We start from the raw sequence: 20,206 nt of genomic DNA, 5'->3' as shown, positions 1-20,206 counted from the left end.
TAAACAGCCCTTGCTTTTGCCTCTGGAAGACACCACAGTATCGAGCTCCCAGTGACCAAAAGTTTCACGATTCCGGATCTCTTTAGGACGTTTGGCAATCGGTGTGCCAATCCTAAATCTTCCACGTGTTTCTTTTGGCTGTCGACTTTTTCCCTTTCGGCGAAGGACGCTTAAATCCAGATCAATCAAACCCGCATAGAGCCAGTTATAGATGGTTTTAAAAGCGACCATTGGCCTTTGTTCAAGCTGATAGCACCCACAAATCTGTTCAGGCGACCAGGAGGCTTTTAACCCCTTCTCAATTTCCTTTTTCAACTTAGGTGTTAAACAAGACTTCCGACCCTTTTGCTTAGCCCTGTGGTCATACTGTTCCTGTGCTAAGACTGCGGAGTAACCATTTTGGCATCGTCTCAACTCTCTTGAAATGATAGACTTATGGACGCCAAGTTTACTTGCAATTTGGCAAGGTTTCAAACCTAATTACAAGTAAGTTTCTATCTTTATTCGGTCGGTTATGGTAAGATGGGAGTAGCTCATAGTTTTTCCTCGGCTTCTGTTTGTGTGGTTACTTACAGTTTACACCAATGAAATGCTGTGAGTTTTTTTGGTGTACTATATTTTACAATTTATCTTTTTTAAAAAATTTTTTCCAAATGGAATTTCCTTTCTCAGGCAACAAAAAAGCCACCTGATTGGGTGACTTCTTTAGGAGATTATGATGAAAAAGAAAAGTTTAGGATTTCATTAAATAAAGTTAGGAGGTCTTTATTTAATAACTATATGATACACGAGGAGACTTAAACTTTACTTAAGAAAAATAATTATTTTTATTTTTTTCGATCCACCCAAATCATTCCCGTACAATCATAAGTAGATAAGGTTTCAAAACCCAGTGAACAGTAGAATTCTAAATTTTTTTCTGTCTGTTCGGTCACTAGTTGGACTTGATAGGCATCTTTAAAATCCTCTAAAGCCTCTTTCATCAAGTCTCTACCAATCCCTTGGCGCTGATAGCTAGGCAAAACGATCAAATCCTGGACAAAAATCGATGAGAAACCATCTCCGACCAAACGGACCAAGCCCACCACGGCATCGCCATCAAGTGCCAGATAAATCGCTAATGAGTGAGACAAGGCCTTCTCCAGCATCTGGGATTGATGTGTATAATTTGTCCAGCCGACTGCCTGATAGAGATGCAAAACATCATTTATATTTACTAATTCTTGCTTTCTAACGGTAATCATGTCATCACCTCTTAGATTTCTCTCAAACTCTTGTACTGCCGTCCATCTTTATCAAAGTTTTCAGGAGCCAGCCACATTTCCAAGCGAGTTTTGGCTTGGGGCCAGTCCTTATCAATCATAGACAACCAATCCGTATCTCTAGTCCGCCCCTTATAAATGACAGCCTGGCGGAAGGTTCCTTCATAGACAAAGCCCAAACGCTCTGCTGCTCGTCTTGATGGCAAATTTAAGGCATCGCATTTCCACTCATAGCGACGATAGTTAAGCTCCTCAAAAACATAGCGAGCCAAGAGATACTGAGCTTCTGTCCCTATCCTCGTCCCCTTAAGAGCCGGTGAAAAGGTGACAGCACCCACTTCTATTACTCGGTTATTCTGATCAATTCGCATGAGAGAAAATGTTCCCAAGGCCTTACCCGTCTCCCTATCCAAGATAGCATAGAAAAAACGATCCTTACGAGCCAACATCTGATTTAAAACGGCAACCAGTTCCTCCATATCTGCCACTGGCTCCTGAAAAAGGTAGGTCCACATCTCCCGAGGAGTATCTGGACCATAAACAGCTAGCAAATCCTCCGCATGCTTTTCCACAGAAAGAGCCTCTATCCGAGCGTAACTCCCTTCTAAGAAATCAATGGAAGGCAATTCACCTGGTGTATAACCTTCCATTGACTCACCAATCATCTGACCATATTCGTTTACTGGCATAGCTTTCTCCTTGTTTTGCTTTTCAAACTTTATAATTGCACATAGTATATCATACTTTCATGAAAAAATTCAAAAATCCTCCAGATTCTACCTCTGAAGGATTCGTTTCTTATTTCACAACGATATTAACGAGTTTAGTTGGCTTCAATAGTCCAGTGGACTATTGAAGGTGGCAGATAGGGCTAATAAACTCGTTATTTAACGACGATATTAACGAGTTTGTTAGGTACCGCAATCACCTTCACGATTTCCTTACCGTCAATTTCTGCTTTGACCTTTTCGTCAGCCAGAGCAATTTCTTGCAATTCTTCGCGTGACAGGTCTTTAGCGACCATGAGTTTGGCACGAACTTTTCCTTTGATTTGGACGACGATCTCGATTTCATCTTCAACCAATTTGCTTTCGTCCCATGTTGGCCAAGCTACATAAGAGATGGACTCACCTGTTGCAGCAACAGTTTGCCAGAGTTCTTCTGCCAAGTGAGGTGCAAATGGGGCAATCAATTGGATAAAGCCTTTGGCGTAGTCTACATAGAGTTTGTCTTCCTTGTTAGCTGCGTTGACAAAGACCATGAGTTGGGCAATGGCTGTGTTGAATTTCATGGACTCGATTTGCTCAGTGACAGCTTTGACTGTTTCATTGTAAACCTTGTCAAGAGCACCATTGTTTTCCGCAGCGATTTCTTTACTTGTAATCAAACGGTAAACACGGTCGAGGAATTTACGGCTTCCTTCCAAACCTTCTTCTGACCAAGCGATTGAAGCGTCAAGTGGTCCCATGAACATTTCATAGACACGAAGGGTATCAGCACCGTATTGTTCCACTACGTCGTCTGGGTTGACAACGTTCTTGAGAGATTTAGACATCTTGGCTGGTGCTTGCTCCAACTCTTCTCCTGTTTCCACATGGAAGAAGGAACCATCACGTTTTTCAACCTTATCAGTTGCCACAAGAGCCCCGCGGTGGTCACGGTAGCTTGTTCCCAAAATCATTCCTTGGTTAAAGAGTTTTTGGAATGGTTCCTTAGTCGGAACAACACCGAGGTCATAGAGGAATTTATGCCAGAAACGAGCGTAAAGCAAGTGAAGCACAGCGTGTTCTGCACCACCCACATAGATATCGACTGGCAACCATTGTTTGAGGAGATCCTCATCAGCCAATTTCTCAGTATTGTGTGGGTCAATATAACGGAGGTAGTACCAGCTTGAACCAGCCCATTGTGGCATAGTGTTTGTTTCACGACGACCTTTGACACCATCTTCACGAGTCACTTCTAGCCAGTCGGTCAGGTTAGCCAATGGGCTTTCCCCAGTACCTGAAGGGCGGATATCCTTGGTTACAGGCAAAACAAGTGGCAATTCACTTTCTGGAACAGCTGTTGAAGTCCCATCTTCCCAATGAATGATTGGGATTGGCTCACCCCAGTAACGTTGACGACTAAAGAGCCAGTCGCGGAGACGGTAGGTAACCTTCTCTTGACCACAACCTTTTTCTTCCAACCAAGCTACAATCTTAGCAATAGCGTCTTCTTTGTTAAGGCCATCTAGGAAGTCTGAATTGACATGAAGACCATCTTCAGTATAGGCAGCTTCTTCTACATTTCCACCTTCAAGCACTTCTACGATTGGAAGGCCAAATTGTTTGGCAAATTCCCAGTCACGTTGGTCGTGGGCTGGAACAGCCATTACCGCGCCTGTACCATAGCTAGCAAGAACATAGTCGGCAATCCAGATTGGAATTTCTTTGCCATTGACAGGGTTGATGGCATAAGCACCCGTCCAAACCCCTGTTTTTTCTTTGGCAAGGTCGGTACGAGCCAAGTCTGACTTGAGGCTAGCTTGGTGTTTGTAGTCTGCTACGGCTTCAGCTTGTTCTGGACTGACGATAGCATCTACCAAATCATGCTCAGGCGCCAATACAGTGAAAGTCGCACCGAAAAGCGTATCAGGACGAGTGGTAAAGACGGTAAATTCCTTGTCAGTCCCTTTCACTTTGAAAGTTACATTAGCACCAGTTGATTTACCAATCCAGTTGCGTTGCATGTCCTTGATAGACTCTGGCCAGTCCAGGTCATCCAAGTCATTGAGCAAGCGCTCTGCATAGGCCGTGATTTTAAGCATCCATTGGCGCATTGGTTTGCGGACAACTGGATAGCCACCACGCTCAGATGTTCCATCTGGAAGAACTTCTTCGTTGGCAATGGCTGTTCCCAATTCTTCCACCCAATTTACTGGCACTTCAGCTTCATAAGCCAAGCCTTTTTCGTAAAGCTTAGTGAAAATCCATTGCGTCCATTTGTAGTAGTTTGGATCTGTTGTGTTGACTTCGCGATCCCAGTCATAAGAGAATCCAAGCGCATTGATTTGGCGTTTGAAGTTAGCAATATTTTCCGCCGTAAATTCTGCTGGGTCATTCCCCGTATCCATAGCGTATTGCTCTGCAGGCAAACCAAAGGCATCCCAACCCATTGGGTGAAGGACGTTGTAGCCTTGCGCACGTTTGTAACGGCTGAGAATATCGGTTGCTGTATAACCTTCTGGGTGTCCTACATGCAATCCAGCTCCTGAAGGATATGGGAACATGTCGAGAGCATAAAACTTCGGTTTTGATGCATCTGTTCCTGTCTTAAATGTATGATGTTCTGCCCAGTAGCCCTGCCACTTAGGCTCAATTTCCTTATGATTGTAAAAACTCATGCTATTTCTCCAATTTTATGATGTTACTATTATACCATTTTTGGGGGAATTTGAAAGACGAGAGATGTTCTTTTAGACTTGGATAACAAGAAATACTAAGTCGCAAACCCAACTTATTTAACAGGAAAAAAATAGCTCCTACTTGGAGCTAACTTCTATTAACTATTTGTTTCTTCCATCTTCTCACGTCCTAGTTCTCGGTAACTACGGTCGCCAACAACTTCAACGCTAAATCGACCGTTCTCATATTCAAGAATCGTCACGCTACCATTATCGAGACCATGTGGATGCATGCCATTAATCAGATACACAATGGTTCCAATGGTCATCCCGTGGCTGACAACAAGGGCATTCTCACCACCTTGCTCTTCCATTTCTTTGGCAATAGACTCGAAACCTTCTCTGATACGACCACTGAGTTTTTCCCAACCTTCTGCCCAACCAGCAGTATCAACCTCTACCAAGCCTTCTGCTAGCTCAGCATAGGATAACTGATGAACATGATCCACCTTGAAAACACGAGGAATGACCCCCATAAAAAGATCCCCATCATAGGCCCCATCAAAACTACCAAAACACCACTCTCTGATGCGCTTGTCCATGCGATAAGGGATTTTCCCCTGCAAGCCAAGTTCCTCCAGGATAATTCCCATGGTTTGAATAGTACGCCCTGAATCACTGGAATAAGCGCGGTCAAATTGTAAACCAGACTCTCTCAAGCCAATTCCTAACTCGTGAATCCCCAACTCACCTTCTGTTGTCAGAGGTGTATCACTCCATCCTTGAGCACGTCCAATCGTGTTAAACATGGTTTTTCCATGACGGACCAAGTACAATCTTACTTTAGACATTTTCTATCCTCCATTTTCTTCTATTATATCATGGAACAAAGAAATATTCGGCTTTCAACAGTAAAGTCCGCTCTCGTAATTTTCCCACAAGAAAAGCTACCCTCATGGTAGCTTTCCTAGGAGATTATTATGAAAAAGTTTAGGATTCTAATTAAATAAAGTTAGGAGATCTTTATTTAATGATTATAGTATACACAGTCATCCTTAAACTCAACTTAAATCCTCTCCCTTTTTTATTAATTTTTAAAACTATGGATTGGAGCTGGAATTTGGCCACCGCGAGAGATGAAATCAACAGACGAAGCCCCGTTGACCTTCATAACTGGAGCTGTTCCTAGCAAGCCACCAAACTCAATCATATCGCCTTCTTTACCCTTTGGAATGATACGGACGGCCGTTGTTTTCATGTTAATGACACCGATTGCTGCCTCATCCGCAATCATAGCCGCAATGGTTTCAGCAGGCGTATCTTCCGGAATGGCAATCATATCCAGTCCAACAGAACAGATAGCCGTCATGGCTTCTAGTTTTTCTAAATTTAGAGAACCATTTTGCACCGCGGCAATCATCCCCTCATCTTCAGAGACAGGGATAAAAGCACCTGACAAGCCACCGACCTGATTACAAGCCATCACTCCGCCCTTCTTAACTTGGTCATTCAAAAGAGCGAGGGCAGCCGTCGTCCCATGCGTACCAACTGTTTCTAGGCCCATTTCCTCAAGGACACGAGCCACAGAATCACCAACCGCAGGAGTCGGAGCCAAGCTTAGGTCGACAATTCCAAAGTCAACACCCAGTCTCTCGCTGGCCATCTGACCAACTAGTTGACCGATACGAGTAATCTTGAAGGCTGTTTTCTTGACCGTCTCGGCTACTACATCAAAGCTCTGTCCACGAACCTTTTCTAAGGCGCGCTTCACCACACCAGGACCCGAAACCCCGACATTAATGATAACATCTGCTTCGCCAACACCGTGGAAAGCCCCTGCCATAAAAGGATTGTCCTCAACGGCATTAGCAAATATAACCAATTTGGCAGCTCCCATATCTGATAGCGCAGCTGTTTCCTTGATGATGCGTCCCATATCTGCAACTGCAGTCATATTGATGCCTGACTTGGTTGAACCGATATTGACGGACGAGCAGACCTTGTCCGTCTCAGCTAGAGCACGCGGGATAGAATTGATGAGAATCTCATCTCCTTTTTGGTAGCCCTTTTGTACCAAAGCCGAAAAACCACCAATAAAGTCAACACCAATCTCCTTGGCAGCCTTATCAAGTGCCTTTGCCAAAACGACGTAGTCCGTCGCATCAGTCGCAGCACCAATCAAAGAAATCGGAGTCACCGATACCCGTTTATTAACAATCGGGATCCCAAGTTCTGCAGCAATTTCATCTCCTACAGCCACTAACTCAGCTGCCTTTGTCGTGATTTTTTGGTAAATTTTTTCAGCAGCACGTTCGATGTCTGGATCAATACAGTCCAAAAGGGAAATCCCCATGGTGATGGTTCTGATATCGAAATTCTGCTCTTCAATCATGGCAATGGTTTCAGTAACTTGTCTAATATCCATGATGACCTCCTAGATATTGTACATAGCATCAAAAATCGCTGCACTTTGAATATTGATTTTGACATTCAAGGTCTGACCGAAAGTTTCAAACTCATTTCGCAGAGTTGTAAAATCTTGTTTTTCATCACTTGATACGACTGCCATCATGGTGAAATACTCATCCAGTACTGTTTGAGAAATATCATCAATATTCAAACCCAACTCTGCAATCTTCGTAGACACGCCTGCAACAATCCCAGCTTTGTCCTTGCCAACCACTGTAATAATAGCCTTCATCCTTATACCCCATTTCTACGATTTTTAGAAAACCTGAACGTTTTTGATTTTCTTTTTTCCTAGTATAGCATATTTCCATAGAAAATACTAAAAAACGCCTGCTTACGAAGTTGTTCTTAAGAAAAAAACAATTTCGTAAACAAGCGTCTACCCTATCAAATGATGATGAGTGTTCCCGCTAGGACCTAAGTCCCAGCGGTAGACCAGAGCTAGACTAAGAGCACAAGACTCCATCATCATAACACTCAACAAAATTGATGATTTTATACTAATTCGATGATCGCCATTGGCGCAGCATCACCACGACGTGGTTCAGTTTTAAGGATACGAGTGTATCCACCGTTACGTTCAGCATAACGAGGTGCGATTTCTGAGAACAATTTTTGAAGTGCTGTAGTAGAAGTGTACTTATCAGTTGCTTCATCATAGTTCTCAGATGCAATTTCATTACGTACAAAAGCAGCTGCTTGACGACGTGCATGCAAATCACCACGTTTACCTAGAGTAATCATTTTTTCAACAGTTTTACGGATTTCTTTAGCACGAGCTTCAGTTGTCACGATTGATTCGTTGATCAAAAGGTCAGTTGTCAAATCGCGAAGCATTGCTTTACGTTGTGAGCTAGTGCGTCCTAGTTTACGGTAAGCCATGTATTCCTCCTTTATTTATCTTTTAATCCAAGACCCAAGTCAATGAGTTTGAGTTTCACTTCTTCCAAACTCTTGCGTCCAAGATTTCGTACTTTCATCATCTCTGCTTCAGATTTTTCTGTCAAATCATGCACAGTATTGATACCGGCACGTTTCAAACAGTTGTATGAACGCACAGATAAGTCCAGTTCCTCAATCGTACGATCCAAAATACGATCGTCAGATTCAGTGTCAGCTTCTTTCATCACTTCAGTTGACTTAGCAATCTCAGTAAGATTTGTAAACAAATCAAGATGTTCTGTCAAGATACGTGCTGAAAGCCCTAAAGCATCTTCTGGAATAATTGTTCCATTGGTCAAGATTTCAAGGGTTAATTTGTCAAATCCATCATTGCTACCTACACGAGCAGGCTCTACTTGATAGTTGACTTTTGTAACTGGTGTATAAATAGAATCTACAGCAAGTGTTCCAACTGGTGCATTATCTTTTTTGTTTTCATCAGCAGGTACATATCCACGACCACTGTTAACAGTCATTGTCGCTTTTAGGGAAGACCCTTCACCGATTGTAAAGAGATAATGATCTGGATTTACAATTTCAATATCACTGTCAGTCAAAATGTCTCCAGCTGTAATTTCAGCAGGACCTTCAACGTCAAGCTCAATGATTTTTTCGTCTTCAACGTATGATTTCACTGCAATCCCTTTAATGTTCAGAATGATTTGCATCACGTCTTCACGAACACCTGGAACTGTGTCGAACTCATGCAAGACACCTTCAATATTGATAGATGTCACTGCTGCTCCTGGTAGAGAAGCTAGTAGTACACGACGAAGAGAGTTACCAAGAGTTGTACCGTAGCCACGTTCAAGCGGTTCGATTACAAACTTGCCATAATCTTTATTTTCATCAATTTTTGTTATATTTGGTTTTTCAAACTCGATCATTTAGTTACTCCCTCTTAAACGAAAAGCAGTGTAATGCAATGATTATACACGGCGACGTTTTGGAGGACGAGCACCATTGTGTGGCACTGGAGTCACATCACGAATTGCTGTTACTTCAAGACCAGCGGCAGCAAGCGCACGAATAGCTGACTCACGACCAGAACCTGGACCTTTTACAGTAACTTCAACTGATTTAAGACCGTGTTCTTGTGCAGATTTAGCAGCAGCTTCAGAAGCCATTTGAGCAGCGAATGGTGTAGATTTACGAGAACCTTTGAAACCAAGAGCACCAGCTGATGACCAAGCAATTGCATTACCATGCACATCAGTAATCATAACAATAGTGTTATTAAATGTAGCGTGAATATGAGCAATACCAGATTCGATATTCTTTTTCACACGACGTTTACGTGTTGGTTTAGCCAAGACTTTTACCTCCTATATTATTTTTTCTTACCAGCAATCGCAACAGCTTTACCTTTACGAGTGCGAGCGTTGTTTTTAGTGTTTTGTCCACGGACAGGAAGTCCACGACGGTGACGAATACCACGGTATGAACCGATTTCCATCAAACGTTTGATGTTCAAGTTTACTTCACGACGAAGGTCACCTTCAACTTTGATTGCATCCACTTCACGACGGATAGCATCTTCTTGATCTGATGTAAGGTCACGTACACGAACATCTTCTGAGATTCCAGCAGCAGCCAAAATTTTCTTAGATGTTGCAAGTCCGATACCATAAACGTAAGTCAATGAGATTACTACGCGTTTGTCATTTGGAATGTCAACTCCAGCAATACGAGCCATGTTTTCTCCTTTCTATCTTATCCTTGACGTTGTTTGTGTTTTGGATTTGCTGGGCAAATTACCATAACACGACCATTACGACGAATTACTTTACAGTATTCGCAAATTGGTTTGACCGATGGTCTTACTTTCATTTCTTATCCCTCCAAGTTTTTCGATTATTTAAAGCGGTAAGTGATACGTCCACGTGTCAAGTCATATGGACTCATCTCGACAGTAACACGATCTCCCGCTAAAATACGAATATAGTTTTTACGAATTTTACCAGAAACTGTTGCTAAAATCTGATGTCCATTTTCAAGTTCAACCGTAAACATTGCGTTAGGCATTGTATCGACTACTTTGCCTTCAACTTCAATCACATCGTCTTTTGCCACGCAAAAGCACCTCCATAAATTTCGATTTGATGCCTCTAGACACAGAGACAACAATTATAAGTCAGACTATCTCAGTATAACATTTGTAGCGATTTTTTGCAAGTGTGAAAAACGCTTTATTTCAAATTTATCAATACTTTTTCGATGTCTTTGAACACATCATTGATATCTTGATTTCCTTCGATATCGTGAACCAAACCTTTGGCACGGTAGTGAGCAATGATTGGTTCACCTTGTGCAATGTTCACATCCAAGCGACGTTTCACTGTCTCAGGTTTGTCATCTTCACGTTGGTAGTAATCTTCTTCTTTGTAGTCAACTGGTGGGTTGAAAACTTTGTGGAAGGTTTCACCTGTTTCGCGGTGGATGATACGGCCACTCAAACGTTCCAAGAGACAGTCTGGATTCACTTCAATGTTGATCACACCTTCCAATTCAATACCAAGTTCAGCCAATGTTTTATCCAAGGCATGGGCTTGTTCAATTGTGCGTGGATAACCATCTAACAAGAAACCTGTTTCTTTGATATCATCCTGTGAAAGGCGTTCTTTAACAATACCATTTGTAACTTCATCTGGAACCAACTCACCTTTGTCGATGTATGACTTTGCAAGCACACCCATTTCAGTTTGATTTGCCATAGCAGCACGGAACATATCTCCAGTTGAAATGTGTGCCACGTGGAATTGTTCCACAATTTTAGCTGCTTGCGTTCCCTTACCTGCTCCAGGTAAGCCCATAATCAAAAGATTCATGATCTGATCTCCTTATTTTGTATTTAAATAGAAGCAGAAAACTGTTCTAACTCCTATTTAAAAACAAAATAGAAGAGGGGAGACGAAAGTCTCCCTTATAGATAGACTTTCATACTCCACTCTCTAAGCAAAAGTAGTCTTGCTTTTATTCTGTTTTGTCCATGAAACCAACATACTTACGTTTCAATAGGTAACCTTCTAGCTGTTTGATTCCTTCGATACCTGTCGAAATAATGATCAAAAGACTAGTTCCCCCAAAAGCAACCGCTTCTGAGAGCCCAAAGACATCTTTTGCTACAATCGGCAAGATTGAAATCACACCAAGGAAAAGGGAACCGACGGTTGCAAGGCGACGAAGAAGTTTCGACATGAACTCTTCTGTTCCCTTACCAGGACGGACACCGTGGATATAGGCTCCGCTCTTTTGCAAGTTTTCTGCTGCTTTCTCTGGATTGATCTGTACAAATGTATAGAAGAATGTAAAGAGAATAATCAGCAGTGCATACATGGCAACACCTGTTGGAGATGTTGTCGCAAGCATTTCTTGTGCTGTACGTACCCAAGTCCAATCAAGCCCCATAGCGCTGACAAACTGAAGAATAGCCGCAGGAGCTGCCGTAATCGAACTTGCAAAGATAACTGGGATAACACCAGCAGGATTGACCTTCAAAGGAAGGTAAGAACTGGATGGAGCACCTTGAGCAACTTTTGTATATTGGATCGGAATTTTATATTCTGCCTGTTGTACATATGTTGTAAAGTAAACAATCAACAAAACAGCTATAATGAGAATAACGACAAATATAATAGATGACGTCAACCGATCACTTGGAATATTGACAAAATAGTCCACGTAGATGCCATGAATCATCTCTGGAATTGAAGCCACAATCCCAGCAAAGATAATCATAGACACCCCGTTACCATATCCCTTATCAGTGATTTGCTCCCCGAGCCAAGTAACAATCATAGTACCTGCAGTCAGGATAATACCAATCGTAACAAAGACTTGAGGTGTTAGATCTGTCGTTAATAATTTTGCACCAGATAGAGTGTTAAAACCAGCAGTGATTCCGATTGATTGCACAAACGCAAGTACAAGCGCAATATAACGAGTCGCTTGGTTTATCTTTCTCCGTCCTACTTCCCCCTGCTTGCCCCACTCTACAAACTTTGGAACAATATCCATTTGTAGCAATTGAACAACGATGGAAGCTGTGATATACGGACTCACACCGAGTGCAAAAACCGAGAAGTTCTTCATGGCATTCCCTGAAACTAAACTAAGCATGTTCAAGAAGGATAATCCACTCAAAGCTTCCAGACTTTTTGCATTCACACCTGGTACAGTAATACTAGTCCCAATACGGAAGACAAGTATGATAAAAATCGTAAAGAGAATTTTTGATCGTACTTTCTTAACCTTGAGAGCCTCTTTTAATAATTTAAAAAACATAGGTCACCTCTCTAGATGACTTCTACTGAACCACCTTTAGCAGTGATAGCTTCTTCAGCTGTTTTAGAGAATTTAGCTGCTTTCACAGTCAACTTCTTAGTCAACTCACCGTTACCAAGAATTTTAACGCCTGATTTTTCAGCCTTTACAATTCCTGCTTCGATAAGAACAACTGGAGTAACTTCAGTACCATCTTCAAAAACGTTCAATTGATCAAGATTTACAATTGCGTATTCTTTAGTGTTGATGTTAGTGAATCCACGTTTTGGAAGACGGCGGAACAATGGAGTTTGTCCACCTTCAAAACCAAGGCGAACTCCGCCACCGCTACGAGCTTTTTGACCTTTTTGACCGCGACCAGATGTTTTACCGTTACCTGATGAAGTACCACGACCAACACGGTTACGTACTTTACGAGAACCTTCTGCAGGTTTCAATTCATGAAGTTTCATTTATATTTTCTCCTCTTTTGTAAAATGCTAGCGCCGACAAGTGAGAAAAGGTTGTCTCCCTTATCAACTCGCCTATACATCGTCATCTTAGATGACTATACCTAGTTTTAGGGGATGAGTATTGCCACATCCCCTAAAAATTCATTAGTTTACTTCTTCAACTGTTACCAAGTGAGATACTGCAGTGATCATACCACGGATAGCAGCATTGTCTTCTTTGATAACAGAGCTGTTCAATTTGCCAAGTCCAAGTGCTACAACAGTTTTACGTTGTGATGGAATGCGTCCGATTGGAGACTTAGTCAAAGTAATTTTAATTTGAGCCATTTTATCCCCTTTCTTATGCCAAATCAGAAACTGAGATACCACGAAGGGCAGCAACTTCTTCAGCGCGTTTCAATTGTTTCAAACCTTCAACAGTTGCGCGAACAATGTTGATTGGAGTGTTAGAGCCAAGTGATTTAGATGTAATATCTGCCACACCTGCCAATTCCACAACGGCACGAACTGCACCACCAGCGGCAACTCCAGAACCTTCTACAGCAGGTTTCAACAATACTTTAGCTCCACCGAATTCTGAAAGAACTTCGTGAGGAATTGTTGTTCCAACCATAGGAACTTCAATCAAGTTTTTCTTAGCATCTTCTACTGCTTTACGGATTGCTTCTGGAACTTCTTGAGCTTTACCAGTACCAAATCCTACGCGACCATTGTGGTCACCAACAACAACAAGAGCTGCGAAACGAAGACGACGTCCACCTTTAACAACTTTTGTAACACGGTTGACAGCAACTACGCGTTCTTCTAATTCAACTGCATTGTCTTTAAATGCCATTTTCTAGTGTCCTCCTATTAGAATTTCAATCCGTTTTCACGAGCTGCATCAGCCAAAGCTTTCACACGTCCGTGATATAGATATCCACCGCGGTCGAACACCACTTCTGAAATACCTTTAGCGTTTGCACGTTCTGCAACGAGTTTACCGACAGCAACGGCTTGTTCAGTTTTAGTTCCTTTTGAAACTTCTTTGTCAAGAGTTGAAGCACTTGCGAGCGTTACACCCGCTACGTCATCAATCACTTGAGCGTAGATGCCTGTATTAGAACGGAATACGTTCAAACGTGGGCGATCAGCAGTTCCAGAGAGTTTTCCGCGAACGCGACGATGGCGTTTTTGGCGGAGTTTGTTTTTATCTGGTTTAGAAATCACAGTTTTCACCTCTTTAGTTTTAAATCGTGTGCTATGCACAAAGTTGGAAAATAGGTCGGTGGTTGAAGATCAACCACTCAACATTATTTACCTGTTTTACCTTCTTTAAGACGAACGTATTCTCCAACGTAACGGATACCTTTACCTTTATATGGTTCTGGTGAGCGAAGGCTACGTACGTAAGCAGCTGTTTGACCAACTACTTCTTTTGAAATTCCGCTGATAACGATTGTTGTTGGGTTTGGAAGTTCAAAAGTAATTCCTTCTGGAGCTTCAACTTCGTCTGGATGAGATTTACCTACAGCCAAAACAAGTTTTTTTCCTTGAAGTTGTGCACGGTAACCAACCCCACGCATTTCAAGTTCTTTCTTGAATCCTTCTGATACACCAACAACCATGTTGTTCAAAAGGGCACGAGTAGTTCCGTGAATAGTTTTCATTTCTTTTGAATCGTTTGGACGGTGAAGAGTTACTTCAGTACCTTCCACACGAATTTCAATATCTTTTGAGAACTCACGAGTAAGTTCTCCTTTAGGTCCTTTTACAGTTACAACGTTGTCATTGTTAGTGAGTTTAACACCAGCAGGCAACACGATAACTTTATTACCAATACGTGACATGTTTATTTTCTCCTGTTAGATTGTCAGGCCATGATGGCCAGTTTTCACGGGGTTAAATCGATTTCTCGATTTAAAGGAACATTTAGGTTTCAATTTCAAAGTGAATCTAGGCATCGTCTCGCAGGCATAACTTTAGGTTAGGCAAGAGACGATAACGAAGAGGCACAAAGAAATTGGGAGCTAAATATTACCAAACGTAAGCGATAACTTCCCCACCAACGTTCTTTTGGCGAGCTTCTTTATCAGTAAGCAAACCTTCAGATGTTGAAAGGATAGCAATTCCAAGTCCGTTAAGAACTTTTGGAAGATCTTCACGTTTTTTGTAGACACGAAGTCCTGGTTTAGAAACACGTTTCAAGTTAGTGATAACTTTTTCACCGTTTGGTCCGTATTTAAGGAATACACGGATGATGCCTTGTTTGTCATCTTCGATGATTTCTACGTTTTTTACAAAACCTTCGCGTTTAAGGATTTCAGCAATCCCTTTTTTGATGTTTGATGCAGGTACTTCAAGTACTTCGTGTTTCGCTTGGTTAGCGTTACGAATACGAGTTAGGAAGTCTGCGATTGGGTCAGTCATAACCATTTTATTTTTCTCCTCTTACTAGTAGTTTGCAAGTTGCACTTGCTAGTTAACACATGATACAAAGAGCGTAACAGCAAGAGCAAAAATAGGCAATTTGATGCAGGAGCGATGCTCCAAAGCAAATTGGTCTTTTTTGCCAAAGCTGTAGCTCGTGTTCAAATTGGCAATCCCAACTGAACCCGGGCTAAACTCTGCGTGAAAAAGATAAACTTTCCTAGAAACTTCAGTTTCTTCGTCAAGTTTCCTATTTTCACCTGGAGTTTTGACGCCCTTGATATCTTAAATTACCAAGATGCTTTTGTTACACCAGGAATTTGTCCTTTGTAAGCTAATTCACGGAAGCAAACACGGCAAAGTTTAAATTTGCGGTAAACTGAATGTGGACGACCACATTTTTCACAACGAGTATAAGCTTGAGTAGAGAACTTCGCTGGACGTTTGTTCTTAGCAATCATTGATTTTTTAGCCATTAGATTTACCTCCTATATTATTTTGCAAAAGGCATTCCAAGGCCTGTAAGCAATGCACGTGACTCTTCGTCAGTGTTAGCAGTTGTTACGATAACGATGTCAAGACCACGAGTTTTGTCAACGTCATCAAAGTTGATTTCTGGGAAAATCAATTGTTCTTTCACACCAAGTGTGTAGTTTCCGCGTCCATCAAATGATTTTGTTGGAACACCGTGGAAGTCACGTACACGTGGAAGTGAAACTGAAACCAATTTGTCCAAGAATTCGTACATACGTTCACCACGAAGGGTAACTTTTGCACCGATCGCTACACCTTCACGAAGACGGAAGCCGGCGATTGATTTTTTAGCTTTAGTGATAAGTGGTTTTTGACCTGAGATAAGTGCCAATTCTTCAGCAGCTTTTTCAAGACTTTTAGCGTTTGATACAGCTTCACCAACACCCATGTTCAAAACGATCTTATCTACTTTAGGCACAGCCATCACTGATGAGTAGTTGAATTGTTCTGTCAAAGCAGGAACTACTTCATTAAGATATTTTTCTTTTAAACGATTTGCCATTATACTTCTCCTTTCCTTCGTGATTAATCAAGCACTTCGCCTGATTTTTTGTTGTAGCGAACTTTTTTACCGTCTACAAATTTGTAACCAACACGACCAGCCACACCATTTTTGTCCAAAACTTGAACGTTTGATACGTGGATAGCTGCTTCTTTCTCGATGATACCACCTTGAGGAAGCTCGTTAGTTGGACGTTGGTGTTTCTTAACGATGTTAACACCTTCAACGATAACTTTGTTTACTTTTGGAAGGGCAGTAAGGACAACAGCTTCTGTTCCCTTATCTTTACCAGCGATTACGCGAACTTTGTCGCCTTTTTTTACAAACATTAGGTTTCTCCTTGATTTTTCTTACGCCCATAAGGGCACCCTAGCTTGAAGCTAGGGGACTAGTTTGTTTTTTTAAAATTAAAGTACTTCTGGAGCAAGTGACACGATCTTCATGAAGCCACCTTCACGCAATTCACGTGCAACTGGGCCAAAGATACGTGTTCCGCGAGGAGTTTTGTCTTCACGGATGATAACTGCTGCGTTTTCGTCAAATTTGATGTATGAACCATCAGCACGACGAGCACCTGATTTAGTACGAACGATAACAGCTTTTACAACGTCACCTTTTTTAACCGCACCACCAGGAGTAGCTTGTTTTACAGATGCCACAATAACATCACCGATATTTGCAAATTTACGTCCTGAACCACCAAGAACTTTGATAGTCAAGATTTCGCGAGCACCGCTGTTGTCTGCGACTTTCAAACGAGTTTCTGTTTGAATCATTTCAGTTTTCTCCTTTCAGGCTTGATTAGATGATGACCGCTTCTTCAACAACTTCTACAAGACGGAAACGTTTTGTAGCTGAAAGCGGGCGAGTTTCCATGATACGTACGATATCGCCTTCTTTGGCAACATTGTTTTCATCATGTGCTTTGTATTTCTTAGAGTAGTTAATACGTTTACCATAGACTGGGTGGTTACGTTTTGTTTCAACTACAACTGTGATTGTCTTGTCCATTTTGTCAGATACAACACGTCCAACAAGAACTTTACGATTATTGCGTTCCATTGAAATTTCTCCTTCCCTAGTCTATTATTTCGCTTCAGATTGAACTGTTTTGATACGAGCGATTTGTTTTTTAACTTCTTTCAAGCGAGCTGTTTGTTCTAATTGACCAGTAGCAGCTTGGAAACGAAGTTCGAACAATTCTTTTTTCAATTCGTTTTCGCGCTTCGCGAGTTCTTCTTGAGAAAGACCACGAAGTTCTTTAACAAATTCTTTTACTTCATTAAGTTTCATGCCTTCTCCTTATTCTGCTTCACGTTTTACGAATTTACATTTAACTGGCAATTTGTGGCTAGCAAGACGAAGCGCTTCGCGAGCGATCTCTTCAGATACACCAGCAACTTCAAACATCACTTTTCCACGTTTAACTGGTGCTACCCAACCTTCAGGTGCCCCTTTACCAGATCCCATACGCACACCGATAGCTTTAGCAGTGTATGATTTGTGTGGGAAGATTTTAATCCAAACTTTACCACCACGTTTCATGTAACGAGTCATGGCGATACGAGCAGCTTCGATTTGGCGGTTAGTGATCCAGTGGCTAGTTGTAGCTTGAAGACCGTATTCACCGAATGCTACTTCTTTTCCACCTTTTGCTTCACCGCGCATTTTTCCACGGAATTCACGACGGTGTTTAACACGTTTAGGTACTAACATTGGTTATTTACCTCCTTTAGTGTTTTTACGAGCTGGAAGAACTTCACCACGGTAGATCCATACTTTAACACCAAGTTTACCGTATGTAGTATCTGCTTCTTCCCAAGCGTAATCGATATCTGCACGAAGTGTGTGAAGTGGAACAGTTCCTTCAGAGTATCCTTCAGCACGGGCGATATCTGCACCGTTCAAACGACCTGATACCTGAGTTTTGATTCCTTTAGCTCCAGCACGCATTGCACGTTGGATTGCTTGTTTTTGTGCACGACGGAAAGCGACACGTTGCTCCAATTGACGAGCAATTCCTTCACCTACAAGGTGAGCATCCAAATCAGGTTGTTTGATTTCGATGATGTTGATGTGTACTTGTTTTCCAGTCAATTTGTTAAGTTTTGCACGGAGTGCATCAACGTTAGCACCACCTTTACCGATAACCATACCTGGTTTAGCAGTGTGAAGTGAAACGTTAACTTTGTTTACTGCGCGTTCGATTTCGATAGTTGAAACTGCTGCGTCAGCAAGTTCTTTTTGAACGAATTTACGGATTGCAAGATCTTCATGAAGGTAATCCGCGTATTCTTTTTCAGCATACCATTTGGCATCCCAATCACGGATGATGCCGACACGCATACCAATTGGATGTACTTTTTGACCCACGATGTTACCTCCTTATTTTTCTGCAACAGCCACAGTGATGTGAGCTGTACGTTTGTTGATTGGTGAAGCTGAACCTTTCGCACGTGGACGGAAACGTTTCATAGTTGGTCCTTCGTTTGCGAATGCTTCAGATACTACCAAGTTAGCTTTGTCCAAACCAAAGTTGTTTTCAGCGTTAGCTACAGCTGAGTTCAAAACTTTCAAGATGATTTCAGCAGCTTTGTTTGGAGTGAATGTCAAGATTGCAATAGCATCGGCTACGCTTTTACCACGGATGTTGTCAAGAACAAGACGTGATTTACGAGGTGAAACACGTACTGTACGAGCCATTGCTTTAGCTGAAGTAATTTCTGCCATTTATGTTCTCCTTATTTTCTACGTGTTTTCTTGTCGTCTGCAGCGTGACCTTTGTAAGTACGAGTTGGTGCAAATTCACCAAGTTTGTGACCTACCATGTCTTCTTGGATGTAAACAGGTACGTGTTTACGTCCATCATAAACTGCGATAGTGTAACCAATGAAACTTGGGAAGATCGTTGAACGACGTGACCAAGTTTTAATAACTTTTTTCTTTTCGTCGTTAGCTTGAGCTTCAACTTTTTTCATCAAATGCTCATCGACGAAAGGTCCTTTTTTAAGACTGCGTCCCATTTTTATATTTTCTCCTTTAAATGTTGTACCACAGCGGCTTGCGCTCACATGGAGCGCTACCGAGCTGGCGGATTTCCTAGTTGCTTAGGCGACTAGTTTACTATTATTTCTCGTTGCGACGACGAACGATAAGTTTGTCAGATTTCGCTTTCTTGTTACGAGTTTTAAGACCAAGAGCAGGTTTGCCCCATGGAGTAGATGGCGCTTTACGACCAACTGGTGCTTTACCTTCACCACCACCGTGTGGGTGATCGTTAGGGTTCATTACAGAACCACGAACTGTTGGGCGGATACCTTTCCAACGGCTACGTCCTGCTTTACCAAGGTTCACAAGTCCATGTTGTTCGTTTCCGACAACACCAACTGTAGCACGACAAGTTCCAAGAATCATACGAACTTCGCCAGATTGAAGACGAACAAGAACGTATTTACCTTCTTGACCCAATACTTGAGCAGAAGCTCCAGCAGCACGTACCAATTCTCCACCACGACCTGGTTTCAACTCGATGTTGTGGATCAAAGTACCAACTGGGATGTTAGCAAGTGGAAGTGCGTTTCCGACTTTGATATCTGCTTCTGGACCTGAAACGATACGTTGACCAACTTCAAGACCTTTTGGAGCGATGATGTATGCTTTCACACCGTCAGTGTAGTGTACAAGAGCGATGTTTGCAGAACGGTTTGGATCGTACTCGATTGTTTTAACAACAGCTTCAACGTTGTCTTTGTTACGTTTGAAGTCAACCAAACGGTAGAAACGTTTGTGTCCACCACCTTGGTGACGAACAGTGATACGACCGTTGTTGTTACGACCAGCCTTGCTCTTCAAAGCAACAAGCAATGATTTTTCAGGAGTGCTTGTTGTGATTTCAGCGAAATCCAAAGAAGTCATATTACGGCGACCGTTTGTTGTTGGTTTATAAACACGAATTCCCACGATATTT

General features: G+C 42.0%; 31 protein-coding genes and 1 pseudogene. All 32 read right to left on the bottom strand.

What is annotated here, in order from left to right; translation table 11 throughout:
• Positions 1 to 537 (bottom strand): annotated as a pseudogene (locus M1F97_RS05385) (IS30 family transposase); the annotation flags it as partial.
• A gap of 290 nt (positions 538 to 827) precedes the next feature.
• Positions 828 to 1,244: a GNAT family N-acetyltransferase gene (locus M1F97_RS05380; protein WP_125398485.1), complete on the bottom strand. Its 417-nt coding sequence runs from the start codon at positions 1,242 to 1,244 to the stop codon at positions 828 to 830.
• Between the two features lie 11 nt (positions 1,245 to 1,255).
• Complete coding sequence (locus tag M1F97_RS05375) at positions 1,256 to 1,951, bottom strand: GNAT family N-acetyltransferase (RefSeq protein ID WP_125398486.1); 696 nt, start codon at positions 1,949 to 1,951, stop codon at positions 1,256 to 1,258.
• Between the two features lie 194 nt (positions 1,952 to 2,145).
• A complete protein-coding gene (gene leuS / locus M1F97_RS05370; protein WP_247944442.1) occupies positions 2,146 to 4,647 on the bottom strand; it encodes a leucine--tRNA ligase in 2,502 nt (833 codons plus the stop codon).
• Between the two features lie 158 nt (positions 4,648 to 4,805).
• Positions 4,806 to 5,498 carry a histidine phosphatase family protein gene (locus M1F97_RS05365; RefSeq protein WP_247944441.1) on the bottom strand — a complete coding sequence of 231 codons (693 nt, stop codon included), beginning with the start codon at positions 5,496 to 5,498 and terminating at the stop codon, positions 4,806 to 4,808.
• 236 nt (positions 5,499 to 5,734) lie between these two features.
• Positions 5,735 to 7,072: a PFL family protein gene (locus tag M1F97_RS05360; RefSeq protein ID WP_247944440.1), complete on the bottom strand. Its 1,338-nt coding sequence runs from the start codon at positions 7,070 to 7,072 to the stop codon at positions 5,735 to 5,737.
• 9 nt (positions 7,073 to 7,081) lie between these two features.
• Positions 7,082 to 7,348, bottom strand: coding sequence for an ACT domain-containing protein (locus M1F97_RS05355; protein WP_045617779.1), 267 nt, complete (start codon positions 7,346 to 7,348; stop codon positions 7,082 to 7,084).
• Between the two features lie 263 nt (positions 7,349 to 7,611).
• Complete coding sequence (gene rplQ / locus M1F97_RS05350; protein WP_000331493.1) at positions 7,612 to 7,998, bottom strand: 50S ribosomal protein L17; 387 nt, start codon at positions 7,996 to 7,998, stop codon at positions 7,612 to 7,614.
• Positions 7,999 to 8,009: 11 nt separating this feature from the next.
• Entirely contained in the window at positions 8,010 to 8,945 is a 936-nt protein-coding gene (locus M1F97_RS05345; RefSeq protein WP_000568993.1) for a DNA-directed RNA polymerase subunit alpha, read from the bottom strand.
• A 42-nt stretch (positions 8,946 to 8,987) separates the two neighbouring features.
• On the bottom strand, positions 8,988 to 9,371 hold the full coding sequence (gene rpsK / locus M1F97_RS05340) for a 30S ribosomal protein S11 (RefSeq protein ID WP_001118385.1): 384 nt from the start codon (positions 9,369 to 9,371) through the stop codon (positions 8,988 to 8,990).
• A gap of 17 nt (positions 9,372 to 9,388) precedes the next feature.
• Positions 9,389 to 9,754 carry a 30S ribosomal protein S13 gene (gene rpsM / locus M1F97_RS05335; RefSeq protein ID WP_000090781.1) on the bottom strand — a complete coding sequence of 122 codons (366 nt, stop codon included), beginning with the start codon at positions 9,752 to 9,754 and terminating at the stop codon, positions 9,389 to 9,391.
• A gap of 17 nt (positions 9,755 to 9,771) precedes the next feature.
• Positions 9,772 to 9,888: a 50S ribosomal protein L36 gene (gene rpmJ, locus M1F97_RS05330; RefSeq protein WP_001808836.1), complete on the bottom strand. Its 117-nt coding sequence runs from the start codon at positions 9,886 to 9,888 to the stop codon at positions 9,772 to 9,774.
• 24 nt (positions 9,889 to 9,912) lie between these two features.
• Entirely contained in the window at positions 9,913 to 10,131 is a 219-nt protein-coding gene (infA, locus tag M1F97_RS05325; RefSeq protein WP_001029883.1) for a translation initiation factor IF-1, read from the bottom strand.
• A 116-nt stretch (positions 10,132 to 10,247) separates the two neighbouring features.
• Positions 10,248 to 10,886: an adenylate kinase gene (locus M1F97_RS05320; protein WP_247944439.1), complete on the bottom strand. Its 639-nt coding sequence runs from the start codon at positions 10,884 to 10,886 to the stop codon at positions 10,248 to 10,250.
• A 145-nt stretch (positions 10,887 to 11,031) separates the two neighbouring features.
• Positions 11,032 to 12,342 carry a preprotein translocase subunit SecY gene (secY, locus tag M1F97_RS05315; protein WP_000465381.1) on the bottom strand — a complete coding sequence of 437 codons (1,311 nt, stop codon included), beginning with the start codon at positions 12,340 to 12,342 and terminating at the stop codon, positions 11,032 to 11,034.
• An 11-nt stretch (positions 12,343 to 12,353) separates the two neighbouring features.
• Complete coding sequence (rplO, locus tag M1F97_RS05310) at positions 12,354 to 12,794, bottom strand: 50S ribosomal protein L15 (protein WP_247944438.1); 441 nt, start codon at positions 12,792 to 12,794, stop codon at positions 12,354 to 12,356.
• A 144-nt stretch (positions 12,795 to 12,938) separates the two neighbouring features.
• A complete protein-coding gene (rpmD, locus tag M1F97_RS05305) occupies positions 12,939 to 13,121 on the bottom strand; it encodes a 50S ribosomal protein L30 (protein WP_000057241.1) in 183 nt (60 codons plus the stop codon).
• A 13-nt stretch (positions 13,122 to 13,134) separates the two neighbouring features.
• Positions 13,135 to 13,629 carry a 30S ribosomal protein S5 gene (rpsE, locus tag M1F97_RS05300; RefSeq protein ID WP_000874204.1) on the bottom strand — a complete coding sequence of 165 codons (495 nt, stop codon included), beginning with the start codon at positions 13,627 to 13,629 and terminating at the stop codon, positions 13,135 to 13,137.
• Positions 13,630 to 13,646: 17 nt separating this feature from the next.
• Positions 13,647 to 14,003, bottom strand: coding sequence for a 50S ribosomal protein L18 (rplR, locus tag M1F97_RS05295; RefSeq protein ID WP_000624044.1), 357 nt, complete (start codon positions 14,001 to 14,003; stop codon positions 13,647 to 13,649).
• Between the two features lie 83 nt (positions 14,004 to 14,086).
• Positions 14,087 to 14,623, bottom strand: a complete 537-nt coding sequence (gene rplF / locus M1F97_RS05290; protein WP_247944437.1) for a 50S ribosomal protein L6 — start codon at positions 14,621 to 14,623, stop codon at positions 14,087 to 14,089.
• A 187-nt stretch (positions 14,624 to 14,810) separates the two neighbouring features.
• Positions 14,811 to 15,209: a 30S ribosomal protein S8 gene (gene rpsH, locus M1F97_RS05285; RefSeq protein ID WP_000245504.1), complete on the bottom strand. Its 399-nt coding sequence runs from the start codon at positions 15,207 to 15,209 to the stop codon at positions 14,811 to 14,813.
• 284 nt (positions 15,210 to 15,493) lie between these two features.
• Positions 15,494 to 15,679 carry a type Z 30S ribosomal protein S14 gene (locus M1F97_RS05280; RefSeq protein ID WP_001085697.1) on the bottom strand — a complete coding sequence of 62 codons (186 nt, stop codon included), beginning with the start codon at positions 15,677 to 15,679 and terminating at the stop codon, positions 15,494 to 15,496.
• A 17-nt stretch (positions 15,680 to 15,696) separates the two neighbouring features.
• The gene (gene rplE / locus M1F97_RS05275; RefSeq protein ID WP_000013542.1) at positions 15,697 to 16,239 is read right to left on the bottom strand and encodes a 50S ribosomal protein L5; all 543 of its coding nucleotides are present in this window, start codon (positions 16,237 to 16,239) and stop codon (positions 15,697 to 15,699) included.
• Positions 16,240 to 16,262: 23 nt separating this feature from the next.
• The gene (rplX, locus tag M1F97_RS05270) at positions 16,263 to 16,568 is read right to left on the bottom strand and encodes a 50S ribosomal protein L24 (protein WP_000497691.1); all 306 of its coding nucleotides are present in this window, start codon (positions 16,566 to 16,568) and stop codon (positions 16,263 to 16,265) included.
• A gap of 78 nt (positions 16,569 to 16,646) precedes the next feature.
• A complete protein-coding gene (gene rplN, locus M1F97_RS05265) occupies positions 16,647 to 17,015 on the bottom strand; it encodes a 50S ribosomal protein L14 (RefSeq protein ID WP_000616545.1) in 369 nt (122 codons plus the stop codon).
• Positions 17,016 to 17,040: 25 nt separating this feature from the next.
• The gene (gene rpsQ, locus M1F97_RS05260; RefSeq protein WP_000440801.1) at positions 17,041 to 17,301 is read right to left on the bottom strand and encodes a 30S ribosomal protein S17; all 261 of its coding nucleotides are present in this window, start codon (positions 17,299 to 17,301) and stop codon (positions 17,041 to 17,043) included.
• Positions 17,302 to 17,325: 24 nt separating this feature from the next.
• A complete protein-coding gene (gene rpmC / locus M1F97_RS05255; RefSeq protein WP_000772918.1) occupies positions 17,326 to 17,532 on the bottom strand; it encodes a 50S ribosomal protein L29 in 207 nt (68 codons plus the stop codon).
• 9 nt (positions 17,533 to 17,541) lie between these two features.
• On the bottom strand, positions 17,542 to 17,955 hold the full coding sequence (gene rplP / locus M1F97_RS05250) for a 50S ribosomal protein L16 (RefSeq protein WP_000960948.1): 414 nt from the start codon (positions 17,953 to 17,955) through the stop codon (positions 17,542 to 17,544).
• Between the two features lie 3 nt (positions 17,956 to 17,958).
• Positions 17,959 to 18,612, bottom strand: a complete 654-nt coding sequence (gene rpsC / locus M1F97_RS05245) for a 30S ribosomal protein S3 (protein WP_000529936.1) — start codon at positions 18,610 to 18,612, stop codon at positions 17,959 to 17,961.
• A 12-nt stretch (positions 18,613 to 18,624) separates the two neighbouring features.
• Positions 18,625 to 18,969, bottom strand: coding sequence for a 50S ribosomal protein L22 (gene rplV / locus M1F97_RS05240; RefSeq protein ID WP_000818137.1), 345 nt, complete (start codon positions 18,967 to 18,969; stop codon positions 18,625 to 18,627).
• A gap of 11 nt (positions 18,970 to 18,980) precedes the next feature.
• Positions 18,981 to 19,262, bottom strand: a complete 282-nt coding sequence (gene rpsS, locus M1F97_RS05235) for a 30S ribosomal protein S19 (RefSeq protein WP_000533766.1) — start codon at positions 19,260 to 19,262, stop codon at positions 18,981 to 18,983.
• A 103-nt stretch (positions 19,263 to 19,365) separates the two neighbouring features.
• On the bottom strand, positions 19,366 to 20,199 hold the full coding sequence (gene rplB, locus M1F97_RS05230; RefSeq protein WP_000512910.1) for a 50S ribosomal protein L2: 834 nt from the start codon (positions 20,197 to 20,199) through the stop codon (positions 19,366 to 19,368).
• Between the last annotated feature and the right edge of the window lie 7 nt (positions 20,200 to 20,206).

It is taken from the genome of Streptococcus oralis (assembly GCF_023110435.1).
Taxonomy (GTDB): Bacteria; Bacillota; Bacilli; order Lactobacillales; family Streptococcaceae; genus Streptococcus; species Streptococcus oralis_CF.
Note: the sequence above shows the minus strand (reverse complement) of the source record. Positions and strands in the feature narration are given on the sequence as shown.